General features: G+C 58.5%; 21 protein-coding genes and 1 tRNA gene. 8 read left to right on the forward strand and 14 right to left on the reverse strand.

What is annotated here, in order from left to right; genetic code table 11:
- Nucleotides 1-80 precede the first annotated feature (80 nt).
- A complete protein-coding gene (locus Q0U90_RS08210) occupies nt 81-1,244 on the forward strand; it encodes a hypothetical protein (protein ID WP_297453418.1) in 1,164 nt (387 codons plus the stop codon).
- Complete coding sequence (locus Q0U90_RS08215; protein WP_297453421.1) at nt 1,245-2,345, forward strand: quinone-dependent dihydroorotate dehydrogenase; 1,101 nt, start codon at nt 1,245-1,247, stop codon at nt 2,343-2,345.
- 214 nt (nt 2,346-2,559) lie between these two features.
- Here Q0U90_RS08215 and Q0U90_RS08220 read toward each other — a convergent pair whose 3' ends face one another.
- Complete coding sequence (locus Q0U90_RS08220) at nt 2,560-3,120, reverse strand: YbhB/YbcL family Raf kinase inhibitor-like protein (protein ID WP_297453424.1); 561 nt, start codon at nt 3,118-3,120, stop codon at nt 2,560-2,562.
- A 250-nt stretch (nt 3,121-3,370) separates the two neighbouring features.
- Here Q0U90_RS08220 and Q0U90_RS08225 point away from each other — a divergent pair.
- A tRNA-Leu gene (locus Q0U90_RS08225) sits at nt 3,371-3,456 on the forward strand.
- Nucleotides 3,457-3,534: 78 nt separating this feature from the next.
- On the opposite strand, the gene cls is transcribed toward Q0U90_RS08225, so the two are convergent.
- On the reverse strand, nt 3,535-5,028 hold the full coding sequence (cls, locus tag Q0U90_RS08230) for a cardiolipin synthase (protein WP_297453427.1): 1,494 nt from the start codon (nt 5,026-5,028) through the stop codon (nt 3,535-3,537).
- Nucleotides 5,029-5,215: 187 nt separating this feature from the next.
- Here cls and Q0U90_RS08235 point away from each other — a divergent pair, with 187 nt between their 5' ends.
- Complete coding sequence (locus tag Q0U90_RS08235; RefSeq protein WP_297453431.1) at nt 5,216-5,548, forward strand: metalloregulator ArsR/SmtB family transcription factor; 333 nt, start codon at nt 5,216-5,218, stop codon at nt 5,546-5,548.
- Nucleotides 5,549-5,648: 100 nt separating this feature from the next.
- Here the strand turns inward: Q0U90_RS08235 and meaB are convergent, their stop codons facing one another.
- From meaB to Q0U90_RS08250, 3 genes are all read right to left on the reverse strand, one after another.
- A complete protein-coding gene (meaB, locus tag Q0U90_RS08240) occupies nt 5,649-6,749 on the reverse strand; it encodes a methylmalonyl Co-A mutase-associated GTPase MeaB (protein ID WP_297453434.1) in 1,101 nt (366 codons plus the stop codon).
- A gap of 66 nt (nt 6,750-6,815) precedes the next feature.
- A complete protein-coding gene (gene scpA / locus Q0U90_RS08245; protein WP_297453438.1) occupies nt 6,816-9,035 on the reverse strand; it encodes a methylmalonyl-CoA mutase in 2,220 nt (739 codons plus the stop codon).
- An 8-nt stretch (nt 9,036-9,043) separates the two neighbouring features.
- Nucleotides 9,044-10,936 (reverse strand): methylmalonyl-CoA mutase family protein, encoded by a 1,893-nt coding sequence (locus tag Q0U90_RS08250; RefSeq protein ID WP_297453441.1) that lies wholly within the window; start codon nt 10,934-10,936, stop codon nt 9,044-9,046.
- Between the two features lie 357 nt (nt 10,937-11,293).
- Here Q0U90_RS08250 and Q0U90_RS08255 point away from each other — a divergent pair, with 357 nt between their 5' ends.
- On the forward strand, nt 11,294-11,965 hold the full coding sequence (locus tag Q0U90_RS08255) for a TVP38/TMEM64 family protein (RefSeq protein ID WP_297453444.1): 672 nt from the start codon (nt 11,294-11,296) through the stop codon (nt 11,963-11,965).
- Between the two features lie 133 nt (nt 11,966-12,098).
- Nucleotides 12,099-12,671 (forward strand): DNA-binding protein, encoded by a 573-nt coding sequence (locus Q0U90_RS08260; RefSeq protein WP_297453447.1) that lies wholly within the window; start codon nt 12,099-12,101, stop codon nt 12,669-12,671.
- A gap of 4 nt (nt 12,672-12,675) precedes the next feature.
- On the opposite strand, the gene Q0U90_RS08265 is transcribed toward Q0U90_RS08260, so the two are convergent.
- The 3 genes from Q0U90_RS08265 to Q0U90_RS08275 form a co-directional block, all read right to left on the reverse strand.
- Nucleotides 12,676-14,058: an SPFH domain-containing protein gene (locus Q0U90_RS08265; protein WP_297453450.1), complete on the reverse strand. Its 1,383-nt coding sequence runs from the start codon at nt 14,056-14,058 to the stop codon at nt 12,676-12,678.
- A 95-nt stretch (nt 14,059-14,153) separates the two neighbouring features.
- On the reverse strand, nt 14,154-14,591 hold the full coding sequence (locus Q0U90_RS08270; RefSeq protein ID WP_297453452.1) for an NfeD family protein: 438 nt from the start codon (nt 14,589-14,591) through the stop codon (nt 14,154-14,156).
- Nucleotides 14,592-14,650: 59 nt separating this feature from the next.
- Nucleotides 14,651-15,505 (reverse strand): DUF3097 domain-containing protein, encoded by an 855-nt coding sequence (locus Q0U90_RS08275; RefSeq protein WP_297453455.1) that lies wholly within the window; start codon nt 15,503-15,505, stop codon nt 14,651-14,653.
- 65 nt (nt 15,506-15,570) lie between these two features.
- Between Q0U90_RS08275 and Q0U90_RS08280 the strand changes: the two genes are divergently transcribed.
- On the forward strand, nt 15,571-16,428 hold the full coding sequence (locus Q0U90_RS08280; protein ID WP_297453458.1) for a hypothetical protein: 858 nt from the start codon (nt 15,571-15,573) through the stop codon (nt 16,426-16,428).
- A gap of 48 nt (nt 16,429-16,476) precedes the next feature.
- Here the strand turns inward: Q0U90_RS08280 and Q0U90_RS08285 are convergent, their stop codons facing one another.
- The 6 genes from Q0U90_RS08285 to Q0U90_RS08310 form a co-directional block, all read right to left on the reverse strand.
- Complete coding sequence (locus tag Q0U90_RS08285) at nt 16,477-17,535, reverse strand: ferrochelatase (RefSeq protein ID WP_297453461.1); 1,059 nt, start codon at nt 17,533-17,535, stop codon at nt 16,477-16,479.
- Nucleotides 17,536-17,627: 92 nt separating this feature from the next.
- Nucleotides 17,628-18,620, reverse strand: coding sequence for a VWA domain-containing protein (locus tag Q0U90_RS08290; RefSeq protein ID WP_297453464.1), 993 nt, complete (start codon nt 18,618-18,620; stop codon nt 17,628-17,630).
- 44 nt (nt 18,621-18,664) lie between these two features.
- On the reverse strand, nt 18,665-19,513 hold the full coding sequence (locus tag Q0U90_RS08295; RefSeq protein WP_297453467.1) for a DUF58 domain-containing protein: 849 nt from the start codon (nt 19,511-19,513) through the stop codon (nt 18,665-18,667).
- Complete coding sequence (locus Q0U90_RS08300) at nt 19,513-20,517, reverse strand: MoxR family ATPase (protein ID WP_297453469.1); 1,005 nt, start codon at nt 20,515-20,517, stop codon at nt 19,513-19,515. The genes Q0U90_RS08295 and Q0U90_RS08300 overlap by 1 nt, the downstream gene beginning before the upstream one ends.
- Nucleotides 20,518-20,571: 54 nt before the next feature.
- Nucleotides 20,572-22,128, reverse strand: a complete 1,557-nt coding sequence (locus tag Q0U90_RS08305) for a DIP1281 family NlpC/P60 protein (RefSeq protein WP_297453471.1) — start codon at nt 22,126-22,128, stop codon at nt 20,572-20,574.
- 634 nt (nt 22,129-22,762) lie between these two features.
- Nucleotides 22,763-23,245, reverse strand: a complete 483-nt coding sequence (locus tag Q0U90_RS08310; RefSeq protein ID WP_297453474.1) for a DUF6676 family protein — start codon at nt 23,243-23,245, stop codon at nt 22,763-22,765.
- Between the two features lie 368 nt (nt 23,246-23,613).
- On the opposite strand from Q0U90_RS08310, the gene Q0U90_RS08315 reads away from it, so the two are divergent.
- The coding region (locus Q0U90_RS08315) for an aconitase family protein (protein WP_288819820.1) at nt 23,614-24,157 on the forward strand (544 nt) is incomplete at its 3' end.

Below are 24,157 nucleotides of genomic sequence, written 5' to 3' on the forward strand. Positions count from 1 at the left end.
GTCAGGGCACCCGATGTGGGAACTTCCCATGGCTGGAGGCGTCCGCAAAGTAATCCGGCCGGGGTGGTAGTTTCTATAGCGTGAGTGAAAACAGTCGTCGACGTGTCATAACCTCCCTTCTAGCGGGGCTTTCCGCTAGCGCAGTGGTCCTGGCAGGATGCTCCTCCGATGTGGAAGGAGACATCGATGCCGGAATGGGCAACGCCACGCCAGTGCCGGCCGCTTCACCCGCTGCTCCCGATATGGCTATCGGGAAGGCCAAGAAGATTGATGAGAACATCACTGATGCCGTGCTGGTCGGTGAGCGAGTTGTCCTGAAGGCCGGGGACAAGGTCTTCGCTGGTCCGGTGAATAACCCCATCGAGCGTTCGATGAAACTGGACGCGAAGTGTGGCGAGCTCGCGCCGGGCGGTCCCACCGCTCTACTGCCATGTGAAGATGGCATTCACGTTATTACCGGCCAAGCTACGGAAGCGGCCGTCGTCGGACGCGGCACCAACTACTCCGCCGCGGTTGGGCTGGAAAGTGGTCGGATTATCGGTGCGCACGCGGACAGCAACGTTATTGATGTGTTCGGCGCTGATGGTGAGCTGGCCAGTGACTTCAAGGCGGCCAACAATGGCTCGCAACTCGTTGAGGTTCCGGATGCGGGTAGTGACGCGGACGTAAAACTCTTAGAGGTCAACCGTCCAGAGACCTCGGTGCATGAACTTAAGATTGATGAATCCCGCGCTGGCTCTGCCCTGCGTGCGGGCATCGGTGTGGGCAAGGTGGCCTCCGGTGACGATGTCATCGCAGCCGCTGACACCAAGGGCAACCAGCTGCTGATTTACACGGCCAGTGACATCATCCGCCTGCACCAGGCGGCCCCGACTCCGGAGGCTCCGTGGGCGGTTGCGGTCGATGAATCCCGCGGAATTGTCTGGGTTACTTCGACGAAGGTAAATAAGCTGACAGGCTACGACATCAGCTCCGGTACTCCGGTCAAGGTCGCGGACATCAACACGGTTGCGAATCCGCAGTCAATCGTTGTCACCGAGGATGGACAGATTGGTGTCTTCTCGGCGACCGGTGACGGTGCCCAGATTTTCGACGCTGCGGACGTCGACAAGGCAATTGCGGATTTCAAGCAGGATGCAGCAAAGATCCGCGAGGAGATGTCGGTTCGGGAACCAGCCGATAAGCTACCGACAGGTGCAGGTGACACAAAGGGAGCAGACAACTCCGAGGGAGAGACTAAGTAGATGCCTTCGAAACTTCGCGCCAAGTCCTACCAACTCGCGCTAAAGGCGATGTTCCAGGTTCCGCCGGAGCAGATTCACGAGGCCATTTCAAAGACCCTGAAGGGTCTGCAGAAATCGGAGAGTCTCCAGCGTGCTTTGAGCAAATTGCTCGTCGTTGACGATGCGGTGCTGCGTCAAACGGTATTCGGCGTGGACTTTCCGCGTCCGCTGGGGCTTGCCGCGGGCTTCGACAAGGCCGCTATTGCCCCGGACTGCTGGGGGCCGATTGGTTTTGGCTATGCCGAGCTGGGAACCGTGACTGCCAAGCCTCAGCCGGGTAATGATCGTCCGCGCCTGTTCCGTCTGAAGGAAGACCGCGCCATTTTGAACCGTATGGGTTTCAACAACCCCGGTGCGGCTGTGGTCGCGGAGAACTTGCGGGCGCGTCGTAGTGACGATGTCATCGGTATCAACATCGGTAAGACCAAGGTGACTCCGCTGGACAAGGCTGTCGATGACTATCGTGAGTCTGCCAGCCAGCTCGGAGGCTTGGCGGACTATGTTGTTGTCAATGTGTCTTCGCCGAACACGCCGGGGCTGCGCGACCTTCAGGCGGTGGAGTCGCTGCGTCCGATTCTGGCAGCGGTGACCGAGGAGACCGACTCGCCGGTGCTGGTCAAGATTGCGCCGGATCTCTCTGACGAAGATGTCATCGCAGTTGCTGACTTGGCTGTTGAATTGGGGTTGGCAGGCATTGTGGCTACCAACACCACTATTTCCCGTGAAGGCCTGCGCACTCCCACAGATGAGGTCGCCGAGATGGGTGCCGGTGGAGTCTCCGGCGCTCCTGTGGCAGCCCGGTCGCTGGAGGTGCTGAAGCTGCTGCATGAGCGCGTCGGAGACAAGCTAGTGCTCATCAGTGTCGGCGGTATCGAGACCGCTGAACAGGCGTGGGAGCGCATTGCCAACGGTGCTTCCCTGCTGCAGGGCTACACGCCGTTGATTTACGGCGGCCCAGACTGGATTCGCGACATTCACCAGGGACTGGCCCGACAGATTCGTGCCCAGGGCTTCTACTCCATTTCGGAGGCCGTTGGCTGTGGTCTGCCGTGGCGCGGTTAGTGGCTGAGTGCGCTTAGGTTTCGTAACCGTATTGACGCGCGCCCTATAGCTGGGTAAACACGTGACCCCGGATTCTGCCGCTGTTAAAGCGTAGAATCCGGGGGTTTTACCGTTTGCGTGTCAGCGTCAAGTTGCAGGTCTGGACATCGTGCGTCTGGATTTCGGACTAGGGAGTTGCTTTAGCAAGCGCTACCGCTTTGACCTACGCGCCGGCCTACTCGCCGACGTTCTCCCACCACGGCGTGATAATTGCACGCGCAATTGAGTGGAAGTACAGGTTGAAGCCCAGCACGGTCGGCGTGGCATCTTCCGGAACATCAAGCTTTTCGACGTCGACCGCGTGCACAGCGTACATGTAACGGTGAGGAGCGTGCTGCGCCGGAGGGTTAGCTCCGTAATGGCCACGCATGCCAGAGTCGCCTACAAGCTGAATAGCTCCTTCAGGCAGCGTGGAGCCGTCCTCGGAGCCAGCTCCCTGCGGCAGGCCCTTTTCAGTTGCTGGGATGTTGAATACAGCCCAGTGCCAGAAGCCCGAAGCAGTTGGAGCGTCCGGATCGAAGCAGGTTACGGCGATGGACTTGGTACCTTCCGGCAGGTTTGCCCAATCCAGCTGCGGAGAAACATTCGATGGAGCGCGGAATTCGTCTGCAATCTTCTCGCCGTCCTTGATATCTGGCGAGGACAGCTCGAAAGTCGGCAGGTCCTTCAGCGGTGCGTACGGATCCGGCCCTGGGAAAACCGGGGCATTCGTAGTGTCGTTGGAATGTGTAGTCATAGGTACCAGTGTGCCTACTTTATGGGCACGCTGCAGGTGCTTTTGCAGACTTCTCAATTACATTGTCTGTTTACATTGTCTGTTGTGCGGCACAAACTCAATGCATTTGAAGGTTAACAACGATGGTGTAATTACACTTCGGATTCTGTTTGGTATCCCCTTCATAATTCCTATTTGACCAGCCAATTTGTGTTTCATTATGAAGTCGGGATACAGTATCACAGGTCAGCACGGAAGTGCTTCCTACCCGGTCCGGGTGGCGGAATGGCAGACGCGCTAGCTTGAGGTGCTAGTGCCCTATTAACGGGCGTGGGGGTTCAAGTCCCCCTCCGGACACAAGATATATCCCGAGAAACTGCAGCTAATGCAGGCCTCGGGATTTTTTGTATTATCCTGCCCTACCCGACTTCTGCCCTACTGCAGCGCAGAGGTCAGGCGGAATACAGAGTCCAGGTAACGCTGGTGGATGGGCCGGTCATTCCATTCCTCCTGAGTGAGCAGGAGGGATTTGTCGCGGTACTCGTCGGCAAGCGTGATTAGTTTGTCCACGATGGAACCTGCGGCGGAAAGAAGCGTTATCTCGTAGTTGAGGCCGAATGAGCGCATGTCCAGGTTGGAGGAGCCGAACATGGCCATGCGGTCGTCGATAACCATGAACTTTGAGTGCAGGACCGCAGGTGCCGGGTATCGGTAGATTTTCACGCCCGCGGTCAGCAGCGCCTGATAGTAGGACTGCTGCGCGTGACCGACCATGAACTGGTCGGATTCTTCGTTGACGTAGAGCTGGACGTCGATGCCTCCGTAAGCTGCGGAGGTCAGAGCCATGAGCATGGATTCGTCGGGGACGAAGTATGGGCTGACGGCGATAATCCGCTCGTGAGCCTGGTAGATCATGTTGTTGAAGACGCGCAGGTTCGGCTCCGTGCTAAAGCCCGGCCCCGATGGTAGCACCTGGACGACGTTGTAGTTGTCGTCAACTTCGGTTTCATGAAGCGAATAATCCCTGGTGGCATCTGGGGTCTTGTATAGCTCGCTAGTCCAGTCGACTGCGAAAATCGCGTCGAAGGCCAGTGCGATATCGCCCTCTAGCTCAATCCACGTGTCTACCCAGCGGCGGCCGATTTTATGGTTCTTTTTCTTCTGATACTCGGGCTCAATCAAATTCTGCGAGCCCATGAATACGATGTCGCCGTCGATGACCACGAGCTTCCGGTGATTGCGTAGATCCAGGCGGCGCCAGGTGAGTTTCAGCAAGCTCACTGGCAGCATTGGGTGCCAGGGAATGCGCGACTGGGCCAGGCGCTTTTTCAGCTTGTAGTAGCCGGGGTACTTCCATGAGCCAATCGGGTCAACGAGAACCTTGACCTCTAGTCCCCTTTTTTGTGCGCGTTCGAGAGCCTGGATGAAAGGCTCCGTGCTGTCATCGAGGGCAAAGATGTAGGACTGCACGTGAATAGATTTCTTGGCTGCATCGATGGTCTCAATCATGCGGTCGATGGATGCTGCGAATTCGGTGAAGAGTCCCTTTTCCGAGCTGGCGATCGCAGGCATCCCGGTGAGCTGACGTGAGAGCTTGAATACGTTGACAACGTCATCTTCTATCTCGGCATCGTCTGGTACGTCGGGAAGATGGGCGGTACGTTCCGCAATGAGCTCCTGCGCCAGTGCTTGAACCTCATGCCTACGGCCCGTAATCTGCTGCGAGCCGAGGAAGAGGAACAGTGGTAGGCCGATGAATGGAATCAGCAGAATCAGCAGCAACCACGCTGTCGATGCCGAGGGGCTTCGGTTTTCCGGCACCCAACCGATTGCGATGAACTTAATCGTGTAGTCGAGTGCGAAAAACAGTACTTGCCACCACGTTAAGTCCTCCACCAGCCACGGGAAGGTGCTTATCAACCAATCCATGCAGATGATATTACTGAAGGATTTTTCAGCATCTTCGGTGGCTGCCCTTTAGGTGCACACTTCCCCTCTTCGTGCCAGCGTGTTGCGACATCTGAAATTGAATACTGGTATCAATGCATAGTAAGGTTCACCTTAGTGAACATAGTCTGTGTTTGGTATGTCGACTCCGAAAGGACTACCCCTCCAAATGACTGAGAAGGCTCCTACGAGCACCGAGCTCGACGTTGCCACTGGCGTACTGAAATTGATGGCCGACAGGACTCGTCTCTCCATCCTGTCCCTCCTTCGTGACGGCGAGATGACCGTCACCGCCATCGCCAGTGCTCTCGACCGCCCCATCCCGGCGATTTCTCAGCACCTGGCGAAGTTGCGCATGGCCAATATGGTGCAGACCCGCAAAGAGGGCACATCCAGCTTCTACTCTCAGCCCGACGAGCATCTCACCAACCTCGTGGTCAACGCCCTCCACTTCGCCGAGCACACGCTCTACAGCAATCCGCCTCATCACCGCGGTCAGTAAGGCGCATATACGCTTCCGCTCGCTTGACGACGAAAACCCCCGCGACCCAACCAGATAACTTCCGGTAGGTAATCGCGGGGGTTATTTGTCTTTGGCGCTGCTAGTTCAGAGCTGCCACTCCCTTGTCGAATGCCTCCATAATGCGCTGTGCGGCGAGCGTCGGAGTGAGCTGGCCAGAGCGGAGCTGCTTTTCCACCAACGTGCTCTCTGTCTGTACAGCTTCATTGGTGTTGAGCCGCTGCAGGAGCGTTTCATGCACCATGGACCACATCCACTTGATCTGCTGGTTAGCGCGATTTTCATCGAAGAGATGATTCTCGTGCATAGCCTCGACATGGTCTTCAATGGCTTGCCAGAACTTGTCGATGCCCTCATTTTCCAGTGCCGACATGGTCAGCACCGGCGGAGTCCAAACTTGATCTGACGAGCGAACCATCTTCATGGCCGTCATCAGGTCACGCGCAGCACGCTTGGCCGGACGCAAGTTTTTACCATCGGCCTTGTTGATAGAAATCACGTCGGCCATCTCCAGCACACCCTTCTTGATGCCCTGGAGCTGATCACCAGCGCCGGCGAGTGCCAGAAACGCGAACGTGTCCACCATCTGTGCTACTGCGACCTCGGACTGGCCGACGCCAACAGTTTCGACGATGACAATGTCGTAGCCCGCGGCTTCCAACACCACCATGGCCTCGCGCGTTGCCTTGGCCACGCCACCGAGTGTGCCCGCTGACGGCGATGGGCGAATGAAGGCCTCATCCGCAGCCGAGAGCCGGGACATACGAGTCTTATCGCCCAGGATTGAGCCACCGGACTTCGTCGACGACGGGTCGATGGCCAGCACCGCAACGCGGTGCCCTTCCTCAATCAGCTTCAGACCGAGGGTTTCAATCGTGGTTGACTTGCCGACGCCGGGGACACCGGTAAGCCCGACACGCATCGCCTTTCCGGAAAATGGCAGCAACTTCACCAGTAGTTCCTGAGCCAGAACCTTATGAGCCGGAGCAGTCGACTCCAACAGAGTGATTGCCCGAGCTAACTTAGTGCGGTTTCCAGCCCGCACACCCTCAAAGAGGTCATCGACATCGATGCGTCGTCGCGCACGACGGACAACTTCGGGGGCTACAGCTGTCTTGCCCTCAACGACCGTGCCTGCGGTAGTGACGAGGGTGCCCAGGTTTTCTTCAAGATACTCGTTCATCGCTACTTCTCAATTCCGACAACGCGCTGAGCTGAACGCTCAGCCCAGCGCGACTGCGGTAGTTATCTAGGACTCTTCGTCAACGGCAATGTCGAGACCCAGCTCGGCAGAGAGCTTGGTCATCATGTCGATTGCCGAATCGGCGATGACGGTGCCCGGCGGGTAGATAGCCGCGGCGCCGGCATCGTAGAGTTCCTGGAAGTCGCCCGGTGGGATAACGCCACCGACGACAATCATGATGTCCTCGCGGCCCAGCTTTGCCAGCTCCTCGCGCAGGGCAGGAACCAGCGTCAGGTGGCCTGCTGCCAGTGAGGACACGCCCACGACGTGGACATCGGAGTCGACTGCCGACTTAGCGGCCTCCTCCGGGGTCTGAAACAGCGGTCCCACGTCAACGTCCATGCCGAGGTCGGCGTAGGCGGAAGCGATGACCTTCTGGCCGCGGTCGTGACCATCCTGACCCATCTTGGCCAGGTAGATACGCGGACGGCGACCTTCCTGCTCTTCGAACTTGTCGGCCATAGCGATGGCCTTGGAGACGTTAGACACGGCTCCCTCCTTGCCAACTTCGTCCTTGTAGACGCCGGAGAGAGTACGAATCTCGGCCTGGTGACGGCCAAAGACCTCTTCCATGGCGTCGGAGATTTCACCGATGGAGGCCATGGCGCGAGCGCAGTCGACAGCGAGCTTCAGGAGGTTCTTGTCCAGGTCCCCCGGTTCACCCGGGTTACGGCAAGCGTCGGTCAGAGCAGCCAGAGCCTTCTGAACTTCTTCCTCGTCGCGCTCGGCGCGCAGGCGAGCTAGCTTATCAATCTGCTCCTGGCGCACGCGGGAGTTCTCAACCTTGAGAACCTCGATGGCCTCATCCTCTTCGACCTGGTACTTGTTCACGCCGATGAGGGCCTGGCGACCCGAGTCAATACGAGCCTGGGTACGAGCAGCGGCCTCTTCAATGCGCAGCTTCGGAATGCCCTCGATAGTGGCCTGTGCCATACCGCCGGCCTCTTCGACCTCGTCGATGTGCTGGCGTGCACGCTTGACCAGCTCGTTGGTCAGCCACTCGATGTAGTAGGAACCAGCCCACGGGTCCACCGGACGGGTGGTGTTGGACTCCTGCTGAAGCAGCAGCTGAGTATTACGAGCAATACGAGCCGAGAAGTCAGTCGGCAGTGCCAGGGCCTCGTCCAGTGCGTTAGTGTGCAGCGACTGAGTGTGGCCCTGCGTTGCGGCCATAGCCTCAACTGCAGTACGGGCGACATTGTTGTAGACATCCTGGGCAGTCAGCGACCAACCGGAGGTCTGCGAGTGTGTACGCAGTGACTGCGACTTCGGGTTCTTCGGGCCGAACTTGCCAACCAGCTCAGACCAGAGAATACGGCCTGCACGCAGCTTAGCAATCTCGGTGAAGGTGTTCATCGAGATGCCCCAGAAGAAGGACAGGCGCGGAGCGAACTTATCAACTTCCAGACCAGCGTCGATACCGGCCCGTAAGTACTCGATGCCGTCGGCAAGCGTGTAAGCGAGCTCCAGGTCGGCCGTCGCGCCAGCTTCCTGAATGTGGTAGCCGGAAATCGAAATCGAGTTGAACTTCGGCATTTTTGCCGAGGTGTACTCGAAAATCGAGGAGATGATTCGCATCGAAGGCTTCGGCGGGTAGATGTACGTGTTACGAACCATGAACTCCTTGAGGATGTCGTTCTGGATCGTACCGCGCAGCTGCTCAGTCGAAACGCCCTGCTCTTCAGCGGTGACAATGTAGAAAGCCAGAATCGGCAGCACAGCGCCGTTCATGGTCATAGACACCGAGACGCCGCCCAGGTCGATGCCCTGGAAGAGCTCACGCATGTCGTAAATCGAGTCAATTGCCACACCGGCCATACCGACGTCGCCAGACACGCGCGGGTTGTCCGAGTCGTAGCCACGGTGGGTAGCCAGGTCGAAAGCGACCGACAGACCCTTCTGACCAGCTGCGAGGTTGCGGCGGTAGAAAGCGTTGGACTCCGCTGCAGTGGAGAAACCAGCGTACTGGCGAATGGTCCACGGCTGGTTGGTGTACATGGTCGGGTACGGACCGCGCATGAACGGGGCGATACCCGGGAAAGAATCTACCGGGTGGCCCTCGGCAGCAGCGGCGTCGCGGTCAGCGCGATTATAGACGCGCTTGACATCGATGCCCTCTGGAATGGTCCACACTTCACCAGCTTCCGCGGCAGCTGCCTTGTTGGTGGCAGCGGCTGCGTCGTCGGTGTTGCGGGAGATGTCAGCGAAATTTGGGATGGTGGTCATTACTTCCTTCACGCTCCCAGTTCGTTCAGCAGTCGGGACAGCTCCGCGACAGCATCAATGGTCATGTTCAGGTATCCGTCGGGGCGGGCATCCTCAGCGGCATTGGCGAAGCTCTTCTCGGAGCCAGCCACCAGGACCTCCTTGGCGCCGGCGGCGCGGGCGGCCTTGACAGCCTCTTCGCCGGAAGCCTCGTACTCGCTGTCTGCTGCGCACAGCACGACGATGTCAGAGGCCTTCACAGCCTCTTCGAAACCAGCCTCACCCGGTACAACCTGACCGGGGTTGGCGACGGCGATACCGCCGGAAGCCAGCAAGTTGGAGGTGAAACCGGTGCGGATGTTGTGCTTGGCCAGCGGGCCCAGTGGCAGCATGCCGACTAGCGGGCGGTTGCCATTTGCAGCCAGGAAATCATCGGAGCGGTTGCGCAGCGCCTCAAAGTCGCTAGCCCAACGGCGAATTGGGTCGCCCTCCGGGCGAGCCTCAGGAGCCAGCGGAGCTTCAGCCAGGTTCGGGAACTCGTTAATAGCGGTGACCTTGGTGCGGCGGTGTGCGATGTCGGCGCGGCGCTTCTCCCAGGTAGCGTCCAGGGCGGCACGGACATCGGCCTCACCGGAGGTGAAGCCACCAGCAGCCTCAGTGCCAGTGAAGATTTCCCACGCCTTGTCAGCCATTTCCTCAGTCAGGTCCTCTACGAAGTAGGAGCCACCTGCTGGATCGGCGACATAACCAAGGTGAGACTCTTCCAGCAGCAACAGGTTGGTGTTGCGAGCGATGCGGGCCTTGAAAGTCTTGGAGACGTCCGGCATACCGCCGACAACTGCATAGTCAAACGGCAGGACCTCAACCGAGGAGGCGCCACCGACACCGGCAGCGAAGGAAGCGACAGTTACGCGCAGCATGTTGACCCACGGGTCACGCTGGCTGAACATAACTGGTGCGGTTACCGCATGCATCGGGGCACGGCCAGCTTCAGGGGCACCGATGACCTCGGCGACGCGGGCCCACAGAACGCGGGCGGCGCGGAACTTCGCAATGGTGTCGAACTGGTCGTCGGTGGCTGCAAAACGGAAGGTGATTTGGCCAAGTGCCTCTTCAGCGCTCAAGCCCGCTTTGGTCAGCGCGCGCAAGTAGGCAACGCCTACAGCGAGGCTGTAGCCAATCTCCTGGATGTTGTTTGCGCCCAGGTTGGAGAACACAACGCCGTCGACAAGCAGAGCGCGAACGTCGCCAGGCTGCTTAGCTGCCTTGACTGCCAGCTCGACAGCCTCGTCGAGAGAGACATCGTCAATGCCAGCAAACGCGGCGGTCAGCGGGGCTGCGGAAAGTTCGACTGCGACGTTGTCCGGGTTTGCCGGGTTCGCCTGCTCAATGTAGGACGCCAGTGCTTCTGCAACCTGCGGGATCTTCTTACCTGCGTGTACCGCAATCGGAGCAAGGTCGACGTAGACGTTGTTGAGCAGAGCCGGCACGTCAGCGGCTTCCAGGGAGCCCGTGAAGTCCAGGCGAATGTCGGTAGTGCCGTTTTCCAGGGCAGTCAGCAGAGTCTCGTTGACGGCCTTCGGGTCAAGGGCATCTTCACCCGGGTACTGGCGACCGAAGGTCTCGCGAACACCCCAGCCGTTGGTGTTGTCGGCAGTGACCTTTGCACCACGGACGAACGGGAACTGGCCCGGAGCGGGGCTTTCCGCGTGTTCATCCGCGCGGGTGTAGAGCGGCCGGACATCGACACCGTCGTAGGTGGTCTTAATCAGTCGTTTCCAAATATCGAGCGGGACATCTGCAACGTCTTGCTTGTGCACCCGCGCGAATACCTTTGCCACGCCCTGATACCAGGAATTCTGCAATTCCTCGAAGTTCGGTGGCAGCGTGGAAGGTGATTCGGGGGTCGTTCGGTCAGTCACGACAGACCTTCTCCCTTACATGTTCTAAGCAACGTCCCCATCGACCAACTACCAAGGTGAATTCGGCTGCGACTATTTTTCCGAATTCTCCGACGGCAGAAAGTGATCAACAGGCGTTGACTTCCTCCAATAGTCAATAAGAGCCACTAGTCAGACGCTAAGACCTACCCCGAGTGACCGTGCACTGAATCTTCATGCGGACGGGCACGTCAAGTGCTCGAGTCAAGGCATAGTGACCTTGTTTCCCATCCTAGTGAAATAAAGGGCAAACGCCCTTAGCCGCTGTCCCACCAACCCTGCTCAGCATCCAATTCGCTGGTCATACGTCTTCCTGTAATCCCCGGTAACCTCAAATGGGTGAACGTATCCGATGTGCGAATTACCCCTACAGTCAAAAAAGTCCTGCTGGCGATAGCCGTAGGCGTAGGGGTCGTCGTCACACTGTTCGTAGATGTGCCCACCGTCGCTACCATCCGCCAGTGGTCTATCGACGCTGGTGATTGGTTCCCCATCCTCTACTTTCTCGCATACGTTGCACTGACGCAGTTCCCCATCCCCCGCACCGTATTCACCTTGGCTTCCGGAATTCTCTTTGGGCCAGTGCTCGGTTTCCTCCTGGCTATTACCGCAACAACGGTGTCTGCCCTGTTATCACTGTGCATTGTGCGTTTTCTGGGGCGTGATTGGTTTCGTGCTCATCTGACCAACCGCCGTCTCCTTAGCCTTGACCGTCGGTTGGAACAACGTGGCTGGCTGACTGTTCTCAGCCTGCGCATGATTGCTGGCGTGCCGTTTTCATTTCTCAACTACGCCTGTGGACTGTCGTCGATACGCGTTGTGCCGTACATCATCGCCACCGCTGTAGGTTCGGCGCCGAATACGCTCGCGGTTGTTCTGCTTGGCGACGCGTTATTGGTCGGATTCGACGTACGCTTTGCGGTGGCAACGGGGATTTTGCTTCTGCTCGGTGTGCTGGGACTTATCGCGGACGCTAAGTTCCCTGTCGTGGCTGCTTCGTCGAAGCGTTAAGAAGCGTTAAACGTTGCAGTGAAAACTTGTGGTCAGCGATTAGCGCGCTCGCACTGAACCCGCGGTGGTCTGACGGAGGGAGCTTCCGTGTCCTAACCCACTACTGTCAAGGGTTGGGGCTAGACTAGTGCGTATGTACTCAGTTTTTGCCAGGTATCGCGGTCGATCTACCCGCAGGGCGGAGCACGTTCAGGTCTCTGCGCAGGCACTTTCCAGCCTGGCCGATGTCGGCACTGTTGAGGTCGCAGGAATTGAAGAGCTTCGTGCAGTTCCCGAAAATGCAGTGGGAGTAACCACCCTCGTGCTGGCGCTATTAGCCGCCGGTGACTGGGCAATTGGTATTGGAATTTGCCCTAAAGATGATGTTGAGCAAGCCCATCTGGCATCGAGCTCAGTTATAGGCAAGGGTGGCCGAGTCGGCACGGTGAAAACGAGGATTCGAACTAACAATCCGATTGGTAAGGACTACTCGGAGGATATTGGCGCAGCATTCACTTTGCTGCATCACGTAATCTCCCGTAGGTCCCCCGAAGGGCGCGAGGCTACTGGTTTGGTTCGTGCTGGGTATACACAGGTAGAAGCAGCGGAAGAACTGGGTGTCTCTAAGCAGGCCGTCAATCAGCGCCTCGCGGCAGCTGGCTGGCAGGCGGAGCTGGCCGGATGGAATCTGGCCGTCCACCTGCTCGAGCGGGCTGATGAGCTATAGAAGCTTACTGCCCATTTCCTGGGCCGTAGGGTTCGCGTGTCCAGTCTGAGAAGCCTGGACGGTCGGACGAGTCTGCGCTACCGCCAACATTGCCATTGGCGGCGCCAGGCGCGGCGGACTGGCCACGGTTGTCGGACGGAAGCGGCTGTGCAGCCGGGGCGCTCGGCGCTGCAGGCTCAACTGCCGCGGGGCCGGGCTGGCCTCCCGGCTGTGGGGTCTGTGCGGGCTGATGTGGTTCAGCGCGGCGACTCCTCTTTCGCTCCGGAGTGGAGCTGCCTGCCGCAGTTACCGGATCGTCGACCGGGCGGTTAGCTACCTCATTTGCTGCGGCAACAGCGCGAGCCAGCTCTGGGTTGGTCGACATATCGAACCAGTTTTCATCGCGACCCTGTTCGGCCTCTTCCTTGGTCTCACGGCTAACGGCCGGAGGTTCGTAACGGAAGACACCGTCTGCATCCTTCTTGCCGAAAGCCTTCGCGAAGCTCTCGAGGCTGTCGCCGAACTGCGATGGAATCATCCAGACGGTATTGCCGTCCTTGTTCGCCAGCTCCGGCAGCTTCTCCAGGTACTGCCAGGCAAGAATCTCAGGTGTCAACTGTGAAGCCTTGACAGCTGCGTTGACCTTCTGGATGGCACGGGCATTACCCTGTGCCTCCAGGTATGTGGCGGCACGAGTACCTTCGGCACGCAGAATAGTAGCCTGTCGCTCGGCTTCAGCAGCCAGGATGGCTGCGTGCTTATTGCCTTCAGCAGCCAGAATCTGTGCCTGCTTACGGCCCTCAGCGGTCTTAATATCAGCTTCGCGGGTACCTTCGGCAGTCAGAATCATGGCGCGCTTCTCGCGGTCGGCCTTCATTTGCTTTTCCATCGACTGTTGAATCGACGGTGGCGGCTCAATAGCCTTCAGCTCCACGCGGGCAATGCGAAGGCCCCATTTTGCAGTAGCCTCATCCAGCTCACCGCGCAGGCGGCGGTTGATGTAGTCGCGTGAAGTCAGTGTCTCTTCCAGGGTCAGGCCACCTACCACGTCGCGAAGCGTAGCGGTGGTGATCTGCTCGACGCCAAAGATGTAGTCGTCGATACCGTAGATTGCCCGATCTGGCTCGTTGACCTGGAAAGTCACGACGGTATCGATAGCAACGGTCAGGTTGTCTTCCGTAATCACTGCCTGTGGCGGGAAGGTGACCATACGCTCACGGGTATCGACCTTTTCGCGCACACGATCAATGATTGGGATGATGAAGTTCAGGCCGCTGTTCAGTGTCTGCGTGTATCGTCCCAGTCGCTCCACGATTGCCGCTTCGCCCTGCGGAACCAGGACAATCGCTTTGAGAACCAGGGTAACAACCACGAGAATGAAAACGACGAGGATGATAAAGCCTTCCATTGGATTCCCTCGTAGCTAGAAACTGTGTGGTCAGTTTGTTGACGGTCAGTAATGAAGAGTTTTTCGAGCTCCTGGTATCAACTGCCCAGAACTGCTTAGAGTAGCTTGTCCACCACTGCGGTATTGCCCGAAATCTCTACAATCGTGACTCTATCCTTCGTATCAAAGGTCTGCGTAGACAGCAGACTGCGCGCACTCCACAACTCTCCGTTGACCTTAATGAGGCCTGCGGACGCGGAGACTGGCTCGATAACCTCAGCATGACGACCCGCCAGCAGTTCCGGGCGCGACTCCAGTTCTGCCGACTTGTCCGGTTTTGCCATCTTTTTGCGCAAGACTGGACGCACAGTCAGTACGAGTGCGGCGGAAACAACGGCGAAGATAACCACTGATAGCCAAAGCGGCGCTCCAAGCTGGCTTGCGCCGGCCGCTGCCAGCGCACCACCTCCAAGCATTAACAGTGCCAAATCTCCGACCGCTAGTTCACCGAGAACCAGTAGGAGGCTTGCTCCGAGCCAAAGGAGAGGAATCACGCCCTCACCCTACCTACTTTGCTGAACAAATGTTGGTCAAGTCGCGTCATTTTCTGTGGCTAGTACTGCATATGCGGCTCAGTGACAAAATCGACCAGGCGTTCAACTGCACCAATCAAATCTGATTCCAGATCGCGGTAAGTGTGCACCCCCGCATACACACGTCGCCAGCCCTCGGTGGGATCTTCTCCCCAACCCAATCGTCGACAGATTCCCGTCTTCCAGTCCTCGCCGTAAGGCACCTCCGGCCATGCTTCGATGCCTACCGACGCGGGTTTGACCGCCTGCCAGACGTCGATAAACGGGTGGCCCGTGACCATCACATGTGGGCCTAGCTGCTGCGTCATGCGGCTTTCTTTACTGCCTTCCACCAAGTGATCAGCCAGGACTCCAACGCGTCGCTTTGGCCCCGGCCCGAATTCAGCCAAACGCTCTGGAAGGTTGTCCAGGCCCTCCAGGTATTCCACGATCACCCCCTCGACGCGCAGGTCGTGCCCCCACACCTTCTCTACAATTGCCGCGTCATGGATGCCCTCAACCCAAATGCGGCTGGGTAGAGCGACCTTGGCCTTGACGTTGTGGACCTTGCGCGAACCCGATGCCGACAGATCCTGCGAGGGCTTCTTCGGCTGCGCCTTCGGACGCACCAAAGTCACTGGCTTGCCGTCAATGAGGAAACCGCGTTCATGCATGGGAAACAGCCGCGACTTGCCGTGGCGGTCCTCCAGCCGGACACACCAGCCGTCGAAAGTTTTCTCCAACCCGATAATCGCACCGACGAATCCGTCATAGGACGCCTCGACGACAACACCATTTTCTGCCGTCACCTCGCGTGCTGGTTGCGGAATCCGACGGTGGTGGCCACGTGCACCAGCGAACACGTCCTGATTGCGGTACGGGTCTTGAAAGCTCATGGCTACTGAGATTAACAGCATGGGTTACGGTACCGGCGACGCACTGCATTAGGATGAGCTGCACTATGCAGCGCAGTGTTCTTGACCAGGTCTGGAGTCCGACTCAGCACATCGCCCTTTGGCTCGGCGCGTGGCTGTCGGGGTTGGAAAACTACGATCATCTCCTCGACGCGCTCGATTCGCTCGGCGGACCCACGTCGGTACCAGGGACGTTTGTGCTTGCCGACGCCACGGTCCCCCACGTCATCGATGTGGATGCCGACCTCGATCGAAGCGACATGCTCCGCCTGCTTCGAGCGGTCACCGAATCGGGTGATTGGACCAGTGACCATCGTCCCCTCGTCCGTCTCATCCTCTCCGGACCCGGGGATGCACCTGCACTACCAGCGGGAACCGATGCGGCTGAGGCAGCTCGAGCAGCGGGCTCAGCCATTGTGATTGCAGACGCGGAGCCGGGCTGGAACCACGTGCTCACACCGGTGACATCACCGGTGCCAGGGTTACCACAGTGGCACTGGTACACGCTGGAAGGTCACCTCCCCGAGCCGGCCTACCTCTCTCCCGGGGAGGCGGATCTGCAGCTGGCGGACGCAGCGCGGGGTGCGGCTGCCACTATTGCGACGATGCCGCGTTCCCCGTTGACGTCGTCAAGCAGCGGTGCCCCGAAAGTGGATCCGCGACTGATGGTCGGCATGCTCGATGACCACCTGGATATGGCGTTTGTGCCAGATGATGTGCCGCGACGTGCGCTAGGTGTGCTTGCTAGAGCCGACCGCGTGTCGTCGATTCTGGCGGTGGCGCAGGGCAGCGAGTCCGGGCATGGCAGCGCCGCGTTTGATGCGCAGCTAATCCCGCTGTGGCAAAAAATCCGGCAGGCGCGGATGAGCGCCGTTGAATACGCGATTCAGGAGTGGACACGTTAGCAGTTTCCTGCCAGGCATCGGCCAGCTCCCATACTAGGATCAGCGGAATCAGTGCGGACGACGCTTTGCCGGGGTGCAACAAGTCGTGGAGCAGGGCGCACCGTTACAGGCCGACCCGAACAGTGGTTCACTTCCCAGGCGGCGAGGTTCAACATCTGCGATGCGCTCTTCGATGAGCTCCACAATCATGTTGGTGAAGGCATTTGTCGGACCAGGCGTTGCGACACGCTCAATGACAATGTCGTGATGGGCCATCTCTTCCTGCAGCTCAGCATCCAAGTCCCAGGCGACCTCAACATGGTCGGAGATGAAACCGATCGGGCACACGACCGCAGAGCGGAGGCCCTTCGCGACTTCAGCCTCAACGTGGTCGACGATGTCAGGCTCCAACCACGGCACGTGTTCCGGGCCGGACCGGGACTGCCAGACAACATCAAAGTCGGTAACACCTACCGCATCGGCGACGAGCTGTGCCGATTCGTTGACCTGGCGAGAGTAAAGATTCCCGCCAAGCTCCACCGGCCCGGATGCCTTGTCTGCCGATACCGGAATCGAGTGAGCGGTGAAAATAAGTCGGGCTTCGTCACGGCGATCTTCCGGAAGCTTGGCAAACGCCTTACGCACCGCATCGGCGTAGGCCTCGATAAACAGCGGGTGATCGTAGAAGCTGCGGATCTTCTCCATGTCAAAGGCGTGGTCGCCCAGCGACTCGCGAACCCTGGCAATGTCTTCGTGATACTGGCGACAACCGGAGTAGCCGCCCCAGGCGCTGGTGGCGAAGACGAGAGCCCGCTTAACGCCATCATCAGCCATCTGTGCCGCAGTGTCTTCAGCCATCGGATGCCAATTGCGGTTGCCGAAGTAAACAGGCAAATCATAGCCACGGCGGGCTAGTTCTGCCTCTAGGTTGGCGACAATCTCGCGGTTTAAGTCGTTGAGCGGGGATTTTCCGCCGAAGTGCGCATAGTGAGCACCGACTTCATCCAGCCGCTCCGGCGGAATTCCGCGGCCGCGGGTGACATTCTCCAGGAAGGGACGCACATCGGCCATCTTTTCGGGACCGCCGAATGACAACAGCAAAACAGCGTCAAAATTATCGGAAGACATAGGAAACGAGTCTAGTCGTGCAGCCTGAGGACACCATAAGACGGCCCGTTCTCAACGCGCCATTGCTTGACGACGGCCCTCTCACCCCGTCCTTATTGCGGAATCCGGCGATTGGTCACTAACAGTGAGCCGACAGTCACCAGCAACATAGCGAAGGCAGCGATGAGGAAGGGCCTCGGATTCTCGGCGCGCTTGAGCTCGTAGCCGATGTCATCCTCCAGCGATCCATATGCATCCCGAAGCTGCTCAAGGGAACCGGCGCTGAAGAACTCACCTTTGGTACGACGAGCGATTTCTCGCAAGGATTCGTCGTCGTTAGGCACAGGAATCAACTCGCCCTGTACCGTGATTGCGCCCTGCGCGGTACCGAATGAAATGGTGTTGACGGGCACCCCGGCCTTGGCGGCTTCGGCGGCGGCGGTGTACGCACCGCGAGGGTCGTCGAGCTCCTGCGGGACAGTTTGCTTGCCATCGGAAAGCAGCACGATTGTCGCTGGTGGAGCGCCTTCTCCCCCGCCTTGGACCGAGTCGCTGAACTGGTTGATGGCATCGAGTGCGGCGGCGATGGCGTCACCTGTGGCGGTAGCCTGATCCAGCTCAGCGGCCTGGAGAGCCCGGTTGACGGTGTCGTGGTTGGTCGTGGGGCTGACGGCGGTACGCGCGCGACCGGAGAAAGTCACCAGACCGATGTTGAGGTCGTCGGGGAGGTTGTCCACAAACTCTTGACCCGCCTCTTTAGCTGCAGTGATGCGGTCAGGCGCAACATCGGTGGCCGACATGGACAGCGAGACATCCACCACCAGCATGACCGTCGCGCGGTTGCGGGCGACTTTGGTCTCCGAAATGGGACCAGCCAGGGAGATAATGACCAGAACCAGCGACAGTATCGCGCTAATCGCCACGACATGGCGCATGCGTGCCGACGACTTGTTTCTCAGTGACCCAACGATGGTGAAGTTGCCAAAGGCAATAGCTCGTTGCCTCCGCTGCTTCGTGCTGACCCAGTAAGCCACTGCTGCGACTAGCGGCACAATGAGCGCCAGCAGCCAGCCGGGGTGCGCAAAAGTCGAGTTTAGGAACGTCATCGCGGTATCAAGTTTCCTCACACTTACAAGTGATTACTCAGACGCTAATGTTGGCCAATTTGTCGAGCAAAATCTAGTACCCAATCCGAATCCGTGCGCAGCGTGATGACGCGGGCACGGCATCTGCTCAGCTCATCGGTCACTCGCTGGTGATGGGCGCTGGCTTGGGCCGCATATTCGCGGCGGGTTTTGTCGTTGATGTTGAGTTCAATAGTTTCGCCGGTCGCGGAATCCGCCATGACTACGGGGCCATCACCGGGCAAAGCTTCATCGGCCGGATCGACCAGGCGGATGGCCATAATCTCTGTCGAGGCGGAGGCCACCCGCAGTGGGCGCGCCCAGTCGAGTGAACCCAGGAAATCCGAGATAACGACTAAGAGCCCAGCGCGCGGAGCTTGAGTCATTACTGTGTCAATATCCGCTGCGAGGTTGTGCTCGGCGGTCGTGTCGGACAGCTGCTTAAGAAGCATTAAGCTGTGGGCCCGTCCCTGGCCTCCGGGCACCGAAGTGCCACCCGCGATTAAGCCGGTTCGGGACCCCGGGGCGTCGTTAAGCATCGTAATCGCGCCTGCAGCGGCGGTGAGCAGATGTCGTTTGGTGGTGTCGGCCAAGCCCGTGGACAGACGTGCGGCGGGCTCGGCGACGATCCAGCACTCCAGCTCGCGCTCTGCCTCTGCGGTACGCACGTGTGGCACGCCGGTCCGAGCCGTCACGGCCCAGTTCATTTGGCGAACATCATCGCCGATGGCGTATTCGCGCGAGCCGACTGGCTCGGAGCCATCTCCGGTGGCAGTGGAGAGAAAACTGCCGCGCAAAAGCCCGTTGAGCTTTCGCGTGACAGTCAGCTCTAAGTACGCCAGGACGCGTGCAAGGTCATCTTCGCTAGCTGACATTAGGAGGAAGTGCCCTCATTGGAGCCAGTTTTTGCGCCCTGGGGAAGGCGTACGCGAGAAAGTACGATGTCAATAATTCGTTCGGGTGTGATGCCATCGGCCAGGCCCTCATAGGACAGGACCAGGCGGTGACGCAGCACGTCGGGAAGCACGGAGACAACATCGTCGGGTACGACATAGTCGCGACCGGAAAACAAGGCGTGGGCGCGGGCAGCTGCGACGGCACCGAGCGTTGCACGAGGAGATGCGCCGTAAGACAGCCAGCGGTCGACATCCTTTAGCTCCGCCCTCATAGGATTGCGGGTGAGCTCGATGACGGCGACGATGTAGTCAATCAACGTGTGGTGAACAAAGACTTCGCGGGTAGCGCGCTGCAGTTCCCGAACGCTCTCAGGAGTGAGAATCTGCTGCGCAACCGGAGGGGTGGCTCCCATGCGGTAGACAATCTCCCGCTCTTCTGCCGGAGTGGGGTAACCCACGAGAACCTTGAATAGGAAACGGTCTCGCTGGGCCTCCGGTAGTGGGTAGACACCCTGGTTTTCAATTGGGTTTTGGGTGGCCAGGACCAGGAACGGCTCCGGGACTGGCGTGGACTCACCGGCGATGGATACCTGGTGTTCTGCCATGACTTCCAGCAGCGCCGACTGCACCTTGGCGGGTGCGCGGTTAATCTCGTCGGCGAGCACGATATTCGACATAACCGGGCCGGGCTCGACGATGAATTTCGAGGTGTCCTGGCGGAAAATACGGGTACCGACGATATCCGACGGCACCAGGTCCGGAGTAAACTGAATGCGGGAATACGACCCACCCATGACCTTGGCGAACGTAGACACTGCCAAAGTTTTCGCCACACCTGGCACACCCTCAAGCAGGACATGACCACCTGCGAGCATCGCGATGAAGAGCTGCTTGATTAGGTGCTCCTGGCCAACCACGACCTTGCCCAGCTCCGCGTATGCGCGCTCGAGGTCTGTATGGTCAGTGGGCATTGGGGAGGTCACAGAGAAACCCTTCTTTAGGTCGGTTGCCCGACCTGTAGAACACGTCGTTAGAAACTAGACGAGGCGGACAACATTCGGTGTCATTCCGTTATAACGGACTGGCGAGATCTTAACCACAGAACCGGACTGTGGTGCCTCAATCATCTGGCCATCGCCCAAGTAGATAGCGACATGGCCATGACCGTTCGGACCCCAGAACAGCAGGTCGCCACGCTTCATCTGAGATACCGGGTAGTGAGTGCCGCGCTGGTACTGGTAACCGGTGTAATGAGGCAGGTCAATACCGACTGCTGCGTATGCGTACAGAGTCAGCCCGGAGCAGTCGAAACCCACCTTGTTGTAATCGCCGTGGGCGTCGGCCACTCCGCCGTCGCGGATGCCCTTGGTCGGACCGTTGGCGTTACCGCCGCCCCAAGCGTACGGGACGCCGAGCTGGCTCATCGCGCGAGCAATCACGGTTTCTACCTTCTGGCTCGATGAACCAGCTGTGCTCTGCCCGGTCTCCGGGTTCGTCGGCGCCACAGTTTGCGCTGGGGTTCCGCTTGACGACGAGTCGTCGGTGCTCGACGACTCCGTGGACTCGGTGGACTCGGTGGAGTCAGTAGAACCAGTGGAACCGGTGGACTCAGTTGAGCTGGTCGTGCTGTTCGTACCCGAGGAACCAGTGGAACCTGACGCCTCAGCAGCCGGCCCGGTGGACTCTGGGGTTGTCGTCGCTGCAGCTTCCTCAGATTGCTTCTTCTTTGCTTCGGCACGTGCCTTGGCAGCCGCCTCATCAGCAGCCTTCTTGGCGGCAGCATTCTCTGCTTCCTTGCGGGCCTGCTCGTTTTCGTAGTTCTGGCGCTGCGAATTCAACTCATTGACTGCGTCGCGAGCGGCCTCTAAGGAAGCCTTGGCTGCCTCGCGATCAATCTGAGCTTGCTGGTAGTCGGCCTGTTCCTTCTCAAGCTCTTGGCTTGCCTGGGTATACGCATTCTGCGCTTCAGTATTACGCTTGTTAGCCGTGTCCTCAGCCTGCTGAGCCTCTTGGCTCTTCTTCCGCAGGGTCGATTCCTGGTTGGCGGCTTCAGTGCGGTTCTTGTCCAGGGAGTCAATCGTCTGCTCTTGACGATTCGCTTCGCGCTGCAGGGCGGAGAGGCGGTTAAGGGCCTCGGATGCGCTCTTTGCGCCCTCGAGGATGGAGCCGCTGGAGCGCCCTTGGCGCATGATTATGCGGGCTAGTTCATCGAACTGCTTCTGGGCGCTTGCAAGATCAGTACGAGCTCGGTCGAGATGCATCCGTGCTTCATCGACTGCGTCACGTGCGCGAATGGCCGCATCTCGAGCATTCTCGAGATCAACCATCGCCTTGTTCACGTCCTCGCGAAGGGTTCCCATGCGCAGCTCAAGATCGGAGACCTTGCGCTCGCTGGAAGTTACTTCGGCAACCAGGGCCTGTAAGTATGACTCCGCGTTATTGGCAGCGTCGCGAGCTTGGCGAATCTGTGCATCGCTCGGAACAGCTGGCTGTGCGACAGCAACTTGAGTGTTAGTCACCATTAGACCAGCCGTGATCAGGCCGGCGATTGGACGAGTCCAATATGAGGCACGGACTTTGCGATTACTCGGCACCGCGGTACTCCTACTTTTCTCCTATGGGATGCGTTAGCGGTTCCGGGGCGATTCCAGCGACTTCCCCATCGTTGGATATCCGCCCGTTGCTGCTTTTCTATGCCTGGCAGAGACTGCGTTGGCAGCTGGGTTAAAAGCAACAGTGGCGCTAACACGAATTTTCTTTAGTCAATACTGGACACTTGAGTCCACTATTGGCATCACGGAGAACATTACGGGTCAACAAGCACTAAAAAAACATAAGTAACAAAATCAACAACAGTGCTTCACTTTGTAATCGTTTCGTTATATGGCGTGGCCTGCGCGTTTAGGTGCGACGGAAAAGGGCTGTGAAATATGTCACATTCAGCGGGCGCCCCGGCGTGTCGGAGTGATTGCAGTCTGCGTTTCGATATTTCCGGCACACAACGGACAAGCCGTAAGGCTTGACGCGTGTCAGGTGTTTGTCACCGCGAGCAGTGGCACTGCAGCGAATAAAGCATCGAAGCGCGTTACGGGCCTTGGGTGCTACCAGTTTCTGGGGCAGTTGCAACGTCTATTCTCGGCGGCTGCGCCGAATGGAAAGCTGTCAATCGATGCGTGCTAGGCTGCGTTGCTTTACTTGTCGTCAGGCCTGCTTCCAGGTTGTCGGAACCTAGGAGGTTGGGCGGGTTCGAATCCAGTAGAAAATTAGACCTGCGAACGCCGCGATAATGATCAGCGCGACGATAATGCTGTAGAGAGTCCATGGGACTACGTAGCCAGTGAGTTCATTGAGGTAGTAATCCAGGCCGGCCGGGTCGTCTGGAGATGTTCCCATCATGGCGCGTTCGGCGTGGGCAATGGCGGCGCGTGAGAAATCGGTCGACGCGGTACCGATTCCATCTGGAGTGCGAACCACGGTAGTTCCGCCAAGTTCATCTACTACTTGGCGGGCAAATGAGAATGCATCGGTGCCCTGGGGGTTGTCGTCGAGGTAGATAACGTTGAAATTGGGCACTCCCCGATTTGCGGCATCGTCAACGATTGGCTGAACCGCTTCTCGCAGCTCATTGTTGGTGACCATAATGTCGTCGTTGCGCAGCTGGGTAACCGCTTCGTCGACGGTGGCGCTTGCTAAAAGCGATTCTGCTGCCATGTTGGTGGATTGCCTTTCCTATTGCTGAAGTACTGCGAAGGTGGTTGCCGATGCCCCAATTTGGCGGAGGCATCACTTCGTCTGTCTTCTATATAATCACCCGTCGCGGTCGTGAACGGGGGTAGCTTAGCTCGGCGCGCCGCCCGCAATCTACATACAGAACGCCCGTACTGTTATGGTTGTTGTAAGGACGGTAACGCTTCCTTAAAAACGTGCGTGGTGGCTTGTGTGCCCCGCGCCGTGATTATTGCTTTAATTGGTTGATAAGGGGCGGCGTGATCGCACCTATGCCTTGTGGAGAGTCGAAATTCGAGTGCCGACTCCTCCGATGAAGGCGACAATTCACCCGAATAGAAATGGAGCTGACTGTGGCTGAAAGCAAGAACTCTTTCAACGCCCTGCGTAAGCTCGAGGTCGGAGATAAGTCGTACGACTACTTCGCTCTCGATGCAGTGCCGGGTATGGAGAAGCTGCCTTACTCGTTGAAGGTTCTCGGCGAGAACCTTCTGCGCAACGAAGATGGCGCCAACATCACCGAGGAGCACATCAAGGCTGTCGCCAACTGGGTGCCTTCCGCTGATCCTTCAATCGAGATTCAGTTCACCCCTGCACGCGTTATCATGCAGGACTTCACCGGCGTTGCTTGTGTTGTCGACCTGGCTACCATGCGTGAGGCTGTTAAGACTCTCGGCGGCGACCCGGATCAGGTCAACCCGCTGAACCCGGCCGAGATGGTCATTGACCACTCCGTCATTATCGAGGCCTTCGGTAGCGAAGACGCTCTGGCTAAGAACGTCGAGATTGAGTACCAGCGCAACGATGAGCGCTACAAGTTCCTCCGTTGGGGTACCGGGGCATTCTCCAACTTCCGCGTTGTTCCTCCGGGAACCGGTATCGTCCACCAGGTCAACA

Source organism: uncultured Corynebacterium sp. (genome assembly GCF_946998835.1).
In the GTDB taxonomy this organism is placed as follows: domain Bacteria; phylum Actinomycetota; class Actinomycetes; order Mycobacteriales; family Mycobacteriaceae; genus Corynebacterium.

What these genes read in the sequence shown, in the direction of transcription:
- Q0U90_RS08260 (WP_297453447.1), top strand. Translation starts at nt 12,099, where the DNA reads ATGTACTCAGTTTTTGCCAGGTATCGCGGTCGATCTACCCGCAGGGCG.
- Q0U90_RS08290 (WP_297453464.1), bottom strand. Translation starts at nt 18,620, where the DNA reads ATGACGTTCCTAAACTCGACTTTTGCGCACCCCGGCTGGCTGCTGGCG.
- Q0U90_RS08275 (WP_297453455.1), bottom strand. Translation starts at nt 15,505, where the DNA reads ATGAGCTTTCAAGACCCGTACCGCAATCAGGACGTGTTCGCTGGTGCA.
- Q0U90_RS08280 (WP_297453458.1), top strand. Translation starts at nt 15,571, where the DNA reads ATGCAGCGCAGTGTTCTTGACCAGGTCTGGAGTCCGACTCAGCACATC.
- Q0U90_RS08215 (WP_297453421.1), top strand. Translation starts at nt 1,245, where the DNA reads ATGCCTTCGAAACTTCGCGCCAAGTCCTACCAACTCGCGCTAAAGGCG.
- Q0U90_RS08220 (WP_297453424.1), bottom strand. Translation starts at nt 3,120, where the DNA reads ATGACTACACATTCCAACGACACTACGAATGCCCCGGTTTTCCCAGGG.
- Q0U90_RS08235 (WP_297453431.1), top strand. Translation starts at nt 5,216, where the DNA reads ATGACTGAGAAGGCTCCTACGAGCACCGAGCTCGACGTTGCCACTGGC.
- cls (WP_297453427.1), bottom strand. Translation starts at nt 5,028, where the DNA reads ATGGATTGGTTGATAAGCACCTTCCCGTGGCTGGTGGAGGACTTAACG.
- Q0U90_RS08265 (WP_297453450.1), bottom strand. Translation starts at nt 14,058, where the DNA reads ATGGAAGGCTTTATCATCCTCGTCGTTTTCATTCTCGTGGTTGTTACC.
- scpA (WP_297453438.1), bottom strand. Translation starts at nt 9,035, where the DNA reads ATGACCACCATCCCAAATTTCGCTGACATCTCCCGCAACACCGACGAC.
- Q0U90_RS08285 (WP_297453461.1), bottom strand. Translation starts at nt 17,535, where the DNA reads ATGTCTTCCGATAATTTTGACGCTGTTTTGCTGTTGTCATTCGGCGGT.
- Q0U90_RS08295 (WP_297453467.1), bottom strand. Translation starts at nt 19,513, where the DNA reads ATGTCAGCTAGCGAAGATGACCTTGCACGCGTCCTGGCGTACTTAGAG.
- meaB (WP_297453434.1), bottom strand. Translation starts at nt 6,749, where the DNA reads ATGAACGAGTATCTTGAAGAAAACCTGGGCACCCTCGTCACTACCGCA.
- Q0U90_RS08310 (WP_297453474.1), bottom strand. Translation starts at nt 23,245, where the DNA reads ATGGCAGCAGAATCGCTTTTAGCAAGCGCCACCGTCGACGAAGCGGTT.